Origin of the sequence: Pseudomonas sp. RC2C2 (assembly GCF_018390435.1) — a bacterium.
Lineage (GTDB): Bacteria > Pseudomonadota > Gammaproteobacteria > Pseudomonadales > Pseudomonadaceae > Aquipseudomonas > Aquipseudomonas donghuensis.
Map to the genome: position 1 here is coordinate 2,577,674 of NZ_JAHBAX010000001.1, position 11,047 is coordinate 2,588,720.

The following is an 11,047-nucleotide window of genomic DNA, read 5'->3' on the forward strand; positions in this document are numbered from 1 at the left end:
TGGTAAGTGGTTGTACTAAAAAAAGATTTGCCTTGGTGAGAGGCGAACCTGGTGAGAAAGTGTCTATGAAAACAGGTCTGTACCATCCCGAAGAATTCAAGGATAACTGTGGTTTTGGCCTGATCGCCCATATGACGGGTGAACCCAGCCACCACCTTTTGCAAACGGCCATCCAGGCCCTGACCTGCATGACCCACCGTGGTGGGATCAACGCCGACGGCAAGACCGGCGACGGTTGCGGTCTGCTCATGCAGAAGCCCGACCAGTTCCTGCGTGCCGTGGCCCGCGAACAGTTCGGCAATGAGCTGCCCAAGCAGTACGCGGTCGGCATGGTGTTCTTCAATCAGGACAACGCCAAGGCTGAAGCCGCGCGCGCCAACATGAACCGCGAAATCCTCGCGGCTGGCCTGCAACTGGTGGGCTGGCGCAAAGTGCCGATCGACACCAGCGTCCTTGGCCGCCTGGCCCTGGAACGCCTGCCGCAGATCGAGCAGGTGTTCATCGGCGGTGAAGGCCTGAGCGATCAGGAATTCGCCATCAAGCTGTTCAGTTCCCGTCGTCGCTCTTCGGTGGCCAACGCCGCCGACACCGACCACTACATCTGCAGCTTTTCGCACAAGACCATCATCTACAAAGGCCTGATGATGCCGGCGGACCTCGCCGCCTTCTATCCGGACCTTAGCGACGAGCGCCTGCAAACCGCGATCTGCGTGTTCCACCAGCGCTTCTCCACCAACACCCTGCCGAAATGGCCGTTGGCGCAACCGTTCCGCTTCCTCGCCCACAACGGCGAAATCAATACCATCACCGGTAACCGCAACTGGGCCCAGGCGCGTCGCACCAAGTTCGCCAACGACCTGATCCCGGACCTGGAAGAGCTCGGCCCGCTGGTCAACCGCGTCGGCTCCGACTCCTCGAGCATGGACAACATGCTCGAACTGATGGTCACCGGCGGCATCGACCTGTTCCGTGGCGTGCGCATGATCATTCCGCCGGCGTGGCAGAACGTCGAGACCATGGACGCCGACCTGCGCGCCTTCTACGAATACAACTCCATGCACATGGAAGCGTGGGACGGCCCGGCCGGCGTGGTACTGACCGAAGGCCGCCACGCGGTGTGCCTGCTCGACCGTAACGGCCTGCGCCCGGCGCGCTGGGTCACGACCAAGAACGGCTATATCACCCTGGCGTCGGAAATCGGCGTGTGGGACTACAAGCCCGAAGACGTGATCGCCAAGGGCCGTGTCGGCCCGGGGCAGATCTTTGCCGTGGACACCGAAACCGGGCAGATCCTCGACACCGACGCCATCGACAACCGCCTGAAGTCGCGCCACCCGTACAAGCGCTGGCTGCGCCAGAATGCCCTGCGCATCCAGGCCGATCTCAGCGACGACCAGGGCGTGGCCAGCTACGACGCTGACCAGCTCAAGCAATACATGAAGATGTTCCAGGTCACCTTCGAAGAGCGCGACCAGGTACTGCGTCCGCTCGGCGAGCAAGGCCAGGAAGCGGTCGGTTCGATGGGCGATGACACGCCGATGGCGATCCTTTCGCAGCGCGTGCGTTCGACCTATGACTACTTCCGCCAGCAGTTCGCCCAGGTCACCAACCCGCCGATCGACCCGCTGCGCGAAGCGATCGTCATGTCGCTGGAGATCTGCCTGGGTGCCGAGCGCAACATCTTCCAGGAATCCCCCGAGCACGCCTCGCGGGTAATCCTCAGCTCGCCGGTGATCTCGCCAGCCAAGTGGCGTTCGCTGATGAACCTCGACCGCCCCGGCTTCGAGCGCCAGCTGATCGACCTCAACTACGAAGAGAGCCTGGGCCTGGAAGCTGCGGTGCGCAACATCGCCGATCAGGCCGAAGAAGCCGTGCGCAGTGGCAAGACCCAGCTGGTGCTCAGCGACCGCCATATCGCCCCGGGCAAACTGCCGGTGCATGCGTCGCTGGCCGTGGGGGCCGTGCATCACCGCCTGACCGAGCTGGGCTTGCGCTGCGACAGCAACATCCTGGTTGAAACCGCCACCGCCCGCGACCCGCATCACTTTGCCGTGCTGATCGGTTTCGGTGCTTCGGCGGTGTATCCGTACCTGGCCTACGAAGTGCTGGCTGACCTGATCCGCACCGGCGAAGTGCTCGGTGACCTGGAAGAAGTCTTCAAGTACTACCGCAAGGGCATCTCCAAGGGCCTGTTGAAGATCCTCTCGAAGATGGGTATCTCGACTGTCGGTTCCTACCGTGGTGCGCAGTTGTTCGAAGCCGTCGGCCTCTCGGAAGAAGTGGTGAACCTGAGCTTCCGTGGCGTTGCCAGCCGCCTCAAGGGCGCACGCTTCGTCGACATCGAGAACGAGCAGAAGCTGCTCGCCGCCGAAGCCTGGAGCGCGCGCAAGCCGATCCAGCAGGGTGGCCTGCTGAAGTTCGTCCATGGTGGCGAATACCACGCCTACAACCCGGACGTGGTCAACACCCTGCAGGCCGCCGTGCAGCAGGGCGACTACGCCAAGTTCAAGGAATACACCGCGCTGGTCGACAAGCGCCCGGTGTCGATGATCCGCGACCTGCTCAAGGTCAAGGTCGCCGACCAGCCGCTGGCGCTGGAGCAGGTCGAGCCGCTGGAAGATATCCTCAAGCGTTTCGACTCTGCCGGTATCTCCCTCGGCGCGCTGTCGCCGGAAGCTCACGAAGCCCTGGCCGAGGCGATGAACCGCCTGGGCGCGCGCTCCAACTCCGGTGAGGGCGGCGAAGACCCGGCCCGCTACGGCACCATCAAGAGCTCGAAGATCAAGCAGGTGGCCACCGGCCGCTTCGGCGTTACCCCCGAGTACCTGGTCAACGCCGAAGTGCTGCAGATCAAGGTGGCCCAGGGCGCCAAGCCGGGTGAGGGCGGGCAGCTGCCTGGCGGCAAGGTCAACGGCCTGATCGCCCGGCTGCGCTACGCCGTGCCTGGCGTGACCCTGATCTCGCCTCCGCCGCACCATGATATCTACTCGATCGAAGACCTTTCGCAACTGATCTTCGACCTCAAGCAGGTCAACCCGCAGGCACTGGTCTCGGTCAAGCTGGTGGCAGAAGCGGGCGTTGGCACCATCGCCGCCGGCGTGGCCAAGGCCTATGCCGACCTGATCACCATCTCCGGCTACGACGGCGGCACCGGCGCTTCGCCGCTGACCTCGATCAAGTACGCTGGTGCGCCGTGGGAGCTGGGCCTGGCCGAAACCCACCAGACCTTGCGCGGCAACGACTTGCGCGGCAAGGTCCGGGTGCAGACCGATGGCGGCCTGAAAACCGGCCTGGACGTGATCAAGGCGGCGATCCTCGGCGCCGAAAGCTTCGGCTTCGGCACCGCGCCGATGATCGCCCTGGGCTGCAAATACCTGCGTATCTGTCACCTGAACAACTGCGCCACCGGCGTTGCCACCCAGAACGACAAGCTGCGCAAGGATCACTACATCGGTACCGTCGACATGGTGGTGAACTTCTTCACCTATGTCGCCGAAGAAACCCGTGAGTGGCTGGCCAAGCTGGGCGTGCGCAGCCTCGGCGAGCTGATCGGGCGTACCGACCTGCTGGAAATGCTCCCCGGTGAAACCGAGAAGCAGAAGCACCTGGACCTCAGCCCGTTGCTGGGCAGCGAGCACGTGCCGGCCGACAAGCCGCAGTTCTGTGAAGTCGACCGCAACCCGCCGTTCGACAAGGGCGTGCTGGCCGAGAAAATGGTCGACATGGCCCTGCCGGCCATTCGCGACCTGTCGGGCGCCGAGTTCGACCTGGACATCTGCAACTGCGACCGTTCCATCGGTGCGCGGATCTCCGGCGAAATCGCCCGCCTGCACGGCAACCAGGGCATGGCCAAGGCACCGATCACCTTCCGCTTCAAGGGCACTGCCGGGCAGAGCTTCGGGGTGTGGAACGCCGGTGGCCTGAACATGTACCTCGAAGGCGATGCCAACGACTACGTCGGTAAAGGCATGACCGGTGGCAAGCTGGTGATCGTACCGCCTGCGGGCAGCCCGTTCGCCACCCAGCACAGCGCCATCATCGGCAACACCTGCCTGTACGGCGCCACCGGCGGCAAGCTGTTCGCCGCCGGTACCGCAGGCGAGCGCTTTGCCGTGCGCAACTCCGGTGCCCACGCGATTGTCGAGGGCACAGGCGATCACTGCTGTGAGTACATGACCGGTGGCTTTGTCTGCGTTCTGGGCAAGACCGGTTACAACTTCGGCTCGGGCATGACCGGTGGTTTTGCCTACGTGCTGGACATGGACAACAGCTTCGTCGACAAGCTCAACCACGAACTGGTCGAGATCCAGCGCATCAGCGGCGAGGCCATGGAGGCTTATCGCAGCCACCTGCAGCGCGTGCTGGCTGAGTACGTCGAAGAAACCAACAGCGAATGGGGTCGTGAGCTCTGGGAAAACCTGGACGACTACGTGCGGCGCTTCTGGCTGGTCAAGCCGAAGGCGGCCAACCTGAAGAACCTGCTGTCCAGCACCCGTGCCAACCCGCAGTAGCGGCAAGCGGCAAGCGGCAAGCCTCAAGCTGCAAGTTCAAAGCAGTACGAGGTTTGCCGGCCCACGTGATCGTCTTGCAGCTTGCAGCTTGAAGCTAGCAACTGCGGTAAAGAGGTATTGAAAATGGCTGAACGTCTCAGCAATGACTTCCAGTTCATCGAGGTCGGGCGCAAGGATCCGAAGAAGAAACTGTTGCGTCAACGCAAGAAAGAGTTCGTAGAGATCTACGAGCCCTTCAAACCCCAGCAGTCGGCCGAACAGGCCCACCGCTGCCTGGGCTGTGGCAACCCGTACTGCGAGTGGAAGTGCCCGGTGCACAACTTCATCCCCAACTGGTTGAAGCTGGTCGCCGAAGGCAACATCCTCGCCGCCGCGGAGTTGTCGCACCAGACCAACACCCTGCCGGAAGTCTGCGGCCGGGTGTGCCCGCAGGACCGCCTGTGCGAGGGTGCCTGCACCCTCAACGACGGCTTCGGCGCGGTGACCATCGGTTCGGTGGAGAAGTACATCACCGACACCGCCTTCGCCATGGGCTGGCGCCCGGACATGTCCAAGGTCAAGCCGACCGGCAAGCGCGTTGCCATCATCGGCGCCGGCCCGGCCGGCCTGGGCTGCGCCGACGTGCTGGTGCGCGGCGGGGTGACCCCGGTGGTGTTCGACCGCAACCCGGAAATTGGCGGCCTGCTGACCTTTGGCATCCCCGAGTTCAAGCTGGAAAAGACCGTGCTGAGCAATCGCCGCGAAGTCTTCACCGGCATGGGCATCGAGTTCCGCCTCAACACCGAGGTGGGCAAGGATGTCAGCATGGAGCAGTTGCTCGAGGAATACGATGCCGTGTTCATGGGCATGGGCACCTACACCTACATGAAGGGCGGCTTCCCCGGTGAAGACCTGCCGGGCGTGCACGATGCCCTGGATTTCCTGGTGGCCAACGTCAACCGCAACCTGGGCTTTGAAAAGTCGCCGGAAGATTTCGTCGACATGAAAGGCAAGAAGGTCGTGGTGCTCGGTGGCGGCGACACGGCGATGGACTGCAACCGCACCTCCATCCGCCAGGGCGCCAAGGCCGTGACCTGTGCCTACCGTCGTGACGAGGCGAACATGCCCGGCTCGCGCAAAGAGGTGAAGAACGCCAAGGAAGAAGGGGTGAAGTTCCTCTACAACCGTCAGCCGATCGCGATTGTCGGTGAAGACAAGGTCGAAGGCGTGAAGGTGGTCGAGACCCGTCTCGGCGAGCCGGACGCCCGTGGCCGCCGCAGCCCTGAGCCGATCCCGGGTTCCGAAGAGATCATCCCGGCCGATGCCGTGGTCATCGCCTTCGGTTTCCGCCCCAGCCCGGCGCCGTGGTTCGAGCAGTTCAGCATCCAGACCGACAGCCAGGGCCGCGTCGTGGCACCGGAGAAGAACACCTACAAGCACCAGACCAGCAACCCGAAGATCTTCGCCGGTGGCGACATGGTCCGCGGTTCCGACCTGGTGGTGACGGCGATCTTCGAGGGGCGCAATGCCGCCGAGGGGATTCTGGATTACCTGGAGGTCTGATTGGGCCTGATCGCTGGCAAGCCAGCTCCCACCTTGTGGGAGCTGGCTTGCCAGCGATGCTTTTAAGGAAATCTATTGACCTGTCACAAGTCGATAGACAAAAGGCACGGTTGATACCGTGCCTTTTACGTTGGGCTCTGAGAAAATGCCCCCACTTTTTTTCCGGATGCCGACATGACTGCCTTGAAGAACGATCGTTTTCTGCGCGCCCTGCTCAAGCAACCCGTAGACGTCACCCCGGTGTGGATGATGCGCCAGGCCGGCCGCTACCTGCCGGAGTACCGCGCCAGCCGCGCCAAGGCCGGCGACTTCATGAGCCTGTGCATGAACCCGCAGTTTGCCTGCGAGGTCACCCTGCAACCGCTGGACCGCTACCCGCTGGACGCCGCGATCCTGTTCTCGGACATCCTCACCATCCCTGACGCCATGGGCCAGGGCCTGTACTTCGAAACCGGCGAAGGCCCGCGTTTCAAGAAGGTCATCAGCACCCTGGCCGACATCGAAGCGCTGCCGATCCCTGATCCGCAGAAGGACCTGGGCTACGTCATGGATGCCGTCAGCACCATCCGCCGCGAGCTCAATGGCCGCGTGCCGCTGATCGGCTTCTCCGGCAGCCCCTGGACCCTGGCCACCTACATGGTCGAAGGCGGCTCGTCGAAAGACTTCCGCAAGACCAAGGCCATGCTCTACGACAACCCGCAGGCCATGCACCTGCTGCTCGACAAGCTGGCCCAGTCGGTCATCAGCTACCTCAACGGGCAGATCCTGGCCGGTGCACAAGCGGTACAGATCTTCGACACCTGGGGCGGCAACCTGTCGGCGGCGGCCTACCAGGAGTTCTCCCTGGCCTACATGCGCAAGATCGTCAGCGGCCTGATCCGCGAGCACGAAGGGCGCAAGGTGCCGGTCATCCTCTTCACCAAGAACGGCGGTCTGTGGCTGGAAAGCATCGCCGAGGCCGGCGCTGATGCCCTGGGCCTGGACTGGACCTGTGACATCGGCGAAGCCCGCCAGCGCGTTGGCAGCAAGGTCGCCCTGCAGGGCAACATGGACCCGACCGTGCTGTATGCCAAGCCGGAGGCCATCCGTGCCGAAGTCGGGCGCATCCTTGCCAGCTACGGCCAGGGCAGTGGCCATGTATTCAACCTCGGTCACGGCATCACCCCGGAGGTTGATCCGGAGCATGCCGGCGTGTTCATCAACGCCGTGCACGAGTTGTCGGCGCAGTACCACTAAGTGGGAGCGGGCTTGCCCCGCGATTGCGACCTGACTGAATCAGCGCGATCGCGGGGCAAGCCCGCTCCCACTGCTATTAAGGTTCAATTCAGCCTGCCTGGGTAATCTGGCTCCATCGAAACCCAGACAGGATCCACACCATGAAAACGCGTTACCTCGCTCTGCTGCTTGCTCCGCTGTTCAGCACTGCTGCCCTGGCTGCCGGCTATACCGGCCCTGGCGCCCAGTCGGTGACCACGGTTGCCGCCGCCAATGACGCCGCTGACGACACCCCGGTGGTGTTGCAAGGCTACGTGGTGAAGAAAGTGAACAACGATGACAAGTACGAGTTCAAGGACACCACCGGCACCATCACCGTCGAGATCGATGACGAAGACCTGCCGCCGGTGGCCTTCAACGACAAGACCAAGGTCAAGCTGAGCGGTGAAGTCGAGAAGCACCTGATGAGCCGTGAAGTGGATGTTGATCGGGTTGAAGTGATCAACTGATCCAGTGGCAGGCCCGCTCCTGTGGGAGCCGGCCTTGCCGGCGATGGGCCGCGCAGCGGCCCTCAGCTCAAGCCTTGGCCGGCAACTTGCTCAAGTGCACCGCCACCAGCAAGGCCACTACCAGCAAGCTGCCAATGAACAGCCCGATGCCGTTCCATCCCGCCTGGTGCCAGAACACCCCGCCCGCCGTCCCCGCCACACTCGACCCGGCGTAATAACTGAACAGGTACAACGACGAGGCCTGGCCCTTGGCCTTGCTCGCCCGTCGGCCAATCCAGCTGCTGGCCACCGAATGCGCGCCGAAAAAGCCGAAGGTGAACACCAGCATGCCGACGATAATCAGCGGCAAGGGGCTGAGCAGGGTCATCAGCAAGCCGCCGAACATCAGCACAATGGTCGCCCAGAACACCTTGCGCCGGCCCAGCTTGTCCGCCAGGGCACCGATTTGCGCCGAGCTGTAGATCCCCGACAGGTACACCACCGACAGCAGCCCGACCAGCGCCTGGCTCATGTGATAGGGCTCGGCCAGCAGGCGATAGCCGATGTAGTTGAACAGGGTGACGAAAGCGCCCATCAGCAGGAAGGCTTCGAGGAACAGCCAAGGTAGGCCGGCATCGCGAAAGTGCAGGGTAAAACCGTCGAGCAGGCTGCGCGGATGCAGCGAGCGCGGGCGGAAGTTGCGCGATTGCGGAAGGATCTTCCAGAACACCGCCGCCGCAACCAGAGCCAGGCCACCGATCACCAGCATCGCCGTGTGCCAGCTGACGAAGTCGATCAGCACGCCTGTGATCAAGCGTCCGCTCATGCCGCCAATGGCGTTGCCACCGATGTACAGGCCCATGGCCAGGCCGATGTGCTGGGGGTGGATCTCTTCGCTCAGGTAGGTCATGGCCACCGCCGCCAGGCCACTCAGCGACAGCCCGAGCAGCGCCCGGGTCAGCAGCACGCCGTGCCAGCTGGGCATCAGGGCGCTGACGATGGTGCACAGCGCAGCGCAGAACAGGGCGAAGACCATTACCGGCTTGCGCCCTATGCGGTCGGAAATCGGCCCGGTGATCAGCAACCCGAATGCCAGCATGCCGGTGGACACCGAGAGGATCAGGCTGCTTTGCGCGGCGCTGATCGAGAACTCCTGTGACAGCAGCGGCATCATCGGCTGCACGCAGTACAGCAGGGCAAAGGTGGCAAAGCCGCCGCAGAACAGCGCCAGTACGGTGCGCAAAAAGGCCGGGGTGCCTTTTTCGATCCAGCTTTCGTTGAGGGTGGCGACGATTTCGTCGAGCGGAGCAGGGGGCAGTTCGTGGGCGTGGGGCGCAACAGCAGTTTTCACGGGTGACCTCGGGGGCGCTACGGCCTGTCAGGCAGTGAAAAAAGCATATAGCTGGCTAATGATCATTTCCAATATATTGTTCGACCTGTTTAAGAGGTTTTACGACCTATTGGAGCTGCCATGGAATTGCGTCACCTGCGCTACTTCATCGCCGTCGCCGAAGAGCTGCATTTTGGCCGGGCGGCGCAGAACCTGGGGATTTCCCAGCCACCGTTGAGTCAGCAGATCCAGGCCCTTGAACAGGAGCTGGGGGCACGCTTGTTCGAGCGAACCAATCGTCGGGTCGAGCTCAGCGAGGCCGGGCGCCTGTTCCTCGAAGAGGCACGGCTGGTGCTGGCGCAAGTCGACAAGGCTGCCGATGTCGCCCGGCGTGCGCAACTGGGTGAGCTGGGCGAGATGAAGATTGGCTTCACTTCTTCGGCACCCTTCAACTCGAGCATTCCCAAGGCTATTCACGCGTTTCGTCAGCGCTTCCCGGCGGTGCACCTGAACCTCAAGGAAATGAGCAGCCGCGATGTCGCTGACGCCTTGCTCGACGAGTCGATCGAGGTCGGCCTGATGCGCCCCTTGGCCTTGCCTGAGAGCCTGAATGTCGTCGAGCTGTTTCGCGAGCCGCTGGTGGCGGTGATCAATGCTGCCCATCCGCTGGCGCAAGGCAGTGACGCCGGGGTGCACATGGCGGCCCTGGCCCAGGAGCCGTTCGTGTTTTTTCCGCGCAGTTACGGCAGTGGCTTGCACGCGCAGTTGCTGAGCCTGGCACGCCAGGCCGGGTTCAGTCCGCATTTTGCCCAGGAGGCGGGGGAGGCGATGACCATCATCGGCCTGGTGGCGGCGGGGTTGGGGGTGTCGGTATTGCCGGCTTCGTTCCAGCGCATGCGCATCGACGGGGTGGTGTACCGGACCTTGCTCGACGACGACGCGGTGACTGCCGTGTGGTTGGTGCAGCGCCGCGATGCGCCGTCGGCGATGGCCAGGGCCTTTGCCGAGTTGTTGACCCGCCAGGCCCTGGAACGCAGCTGAGTTACTGGACCTTGGCCAGGTCGCCCTTCAGCGCAACGCCAGCCATGATCGCGCCGGCGTGGCATTCGTAGGTGGTGGCGTCCTTGCGCTCGTTGCGCTTGTAGTAGCTGCTGATGTTGGTCACGGCGTTGGCGCCAACCTTGCGGGCGGCGTCCTGCATGGTCAGTAGCGCTGATTGCAGGGCCCATTCGCAGGCTGCTGCGTCCGTTTTGTTGAAGGCGTTGGTCTTCTTGTTGGTGACCGCTGCCGGGCTGACCACGGTGACCTTGCCCTTGGGCTGCACGCCGGCCAGGTAGAACTTCACCGAACCGTCGAGCTTGTTCTCGGCGGTCATCTGCGCCACGACTTTCTCGAACGGCAGGTAGTGGGTGGTGTCGCGGGCCTGGCTGAGGCCGGGCAGGGCGCAGAGCAGCAGGGCGGTGGTGGCGGTCCAGGTTTTCAGACGCATTATGTCGTTCCTTGATTATTCAACAGTGTTCGAATGCTGTTCGCTGATGGCGCGCTGCACGATGTTCTGGGCTTCCAGCTTGTTCAGCTCTTGCAGGATGCTTTTGTCGAGGTTGTTCACCCAACGGTTGTAATTGCGGTGAATCTTGCCGTCCTTGTAGCCCAGCTCGCGGCTGTCGCGGTAGTTGATGCGAAAGTTGCTGACGCTGTAGTGGATGTCGACGGCGGCATAGAAGGTATTGCGTACCAGGATGTCGGCCTGGATCAGGTTCGGGGTGACCTTGCGCGGGGTCCAGCCGCGGTTGGCCACGGCCTTGAGGATGGCCTGCTGCACCTGCTCATGGTTGTAGTTGTGGCCGACTACAAGCTGCTCTTGTGGGGTCAGTACCGGTTTCGAGGTACAGCCAGCCAGGCCCGCAAGGGCCAGGCCGAGGACAGCGGCGCGAATCAATGAAGACATTCCTTTCTCTCCA

The 11,047-nt window shown here is 63.0% G+C and carries 8 protein-coding genes; 5 read left to right on the forward strand and 3 right to left on the reverse strand.

Going from position 1 to position 11,047, the window contains the following annotated elements:
* Nucleotides 1-65: 65 nt before the first annotated feature.
* From gltB to KHO53_RS11980, 4 genes are all read left to right on the forward strand, one after another.
* Nucleotides 66-4,511 carry a glutamate synthase large subunit gene (gene gltB, locus KHO53_RS11965; protein WP_159387999.1) on the forward strand — a complete coding sequence of 1,482 codons (4,446 nt, stop codon included), beginning with the start codon at nucleotides 66-68 and terminating at the stop codon, nucleotides 4,509-4,511.
* 123 nt (nucleotides 4,512-4,634) lie between these two features.
* Complete coding sequence (locus KHO53_RS11970) at nucleotides 4,635-6,053, forward strand: glutamate synthase small subunit GltD family protein (protein WP_010222236.1); 1,419 nt, start codon at nucleotides 4,635-4,637, stop codon at nucleotides 6,051-6,053.
* A 174-nt stretch (nucleotides 6,054-6,227) separates the two neighbouring features.
* Nucleotides 6,228-7,289, forward strand: coding sequence for a uroporphyrinogen decarboxylase (gene hemE / locus KHO53_RS11975; protein WP_010222237.1), 1,062 nt, complete (start codon nucleotides 6,228-6,230; stop codon nucleotides 7,287-7,289).
* A 140-nt stretch (nucleotides 7,290-7,429) separates the two neighbouring features.
* Entirely contained in the window at nucleotides 7,430-7,777 is a 348-nt protein-coding gene (locus tag KHO53_RS11980; RefSeq protein WP_010222238.1) for a YgiW/YdeI family stress tolerance OB fold protein, read from the forward strand.
* A 67-nt stretch (nucleotides 7,778-7,844) separates the two neighbouring features.
* Here the strand turns inward: KHO53_RS11980 and KHO53_RS11985 are convergent, their stop codons facing one another.
* Entirely contained in the window at nucleotides 7,845-9,074 is a 1,230-nt protein-coding gene (locus KHO53_RS11985) for an MFS transporter (RefSeq protein ID WP_249684546.1), read from the reverse strand.
* A gap of 153 nt (nucleotides 9,075-9,227) precedes the next feature.
* Here KHO53_RS11985 and KHO53_RS11990 point away from each other — a divergent pair, with 153 nt between their 5' ends.
* A complete protein-coding gene (locus tag KHO53_RS11990) occupies nucleotides 9,228-10,127 on the forward strand; it encodes a LysR family transcriptional regulator (RefSeq protein ID WP_010222240.1) in 900 nt (299 codons plus the stop codon).
* Nucleotide 10,128: 1 nt separating this feature from the next.
* Here the strand turns inward: KHO53_RS11990 and KHO53_RS11995 are convergent, their stop codons facing one another.
* Both KHO53_RS11995 and KHO53_RS12000 read right to left on the reverse strand, forming a co-directional pair.
* Complete coding sequence (locus tag KHO53_RS11995) at nucleotides 10,129-10,575, reverse strand: hypothetical protein (protein ID WP_010222241.1); 447 nt, start codon at nucleotides 10,573-10,575, stop codon at nucleotides 10,129-10,131.
* A gap of 15 nt (nucleotides 10,576-10,590) precedes the next feature.
* Nucleotides 10,591-11,034 carry a hypothetical protein gene (locus tag KHO53_RS12000; protein ID WP_050990002.1) on the reverse strand — a complete coding sequence of 148 codons (444 nt, stop codon included), beginning with the start codon at nucleotides 11,032-11,034 and terminating at the stop codon, nucleotides 10,591-10,593.
* Nucleotides 11,035-11,047 lie beyond the last annotated feature (13 nt).

Bases quoted from the DNA above. Each gene is read 5' to 3' on its own strand.
- gltB (WP_159387999.1), top strand. From the start codon at position 66: ATGAAAACAGGTCTGTACCATCCCGAAGAATTCAAGGATAACTGTGGT.
- KHO53_RS11970 (WP_010222236.1), top strand. From the start codon at position 4,635: ATGGCTGAACGTCTCAGCAATGACTTCCAGTTCATCGAGGTCGGGCGC.
- hemE (WP_010222237.1), top strand. From the start codon at position 6,228: ATGACTGCCTTGAAGAACGATCGTTTTCTGCGCGCCCTGCTCAAGCAA.
- KHO53_RS11980 (WP_010222238.1), top strand. From the start codon at position 7,430: ATGAAAACGCGTTACCTCGCTCTGCTGCTTGCTCCGCTGTTCAGCACT.
- KHO53_RS11990 (WP_010222240.1), top strand. From the start codon at position 9,228: ATGGAATTGCGTCACCTGCGCTACTTCATCGCCGTCGCCGAAGAGCTG.
- KHO53_RS11995 (WP_010222241.1), bottom strand. From the start codon at position 10,575: ATGCGTCTGAAAACCTGGACCGCCACCACCGCCCTGCTGCTCTGCGCC.
- KHO53_RS12000 (WP_050990002.1), bottom strand. From the start codon at position 11,034: ATGTCTTCATTGATTCGCGCCGCTGTCCTCGGCCTGGCCCTTGCGGGC.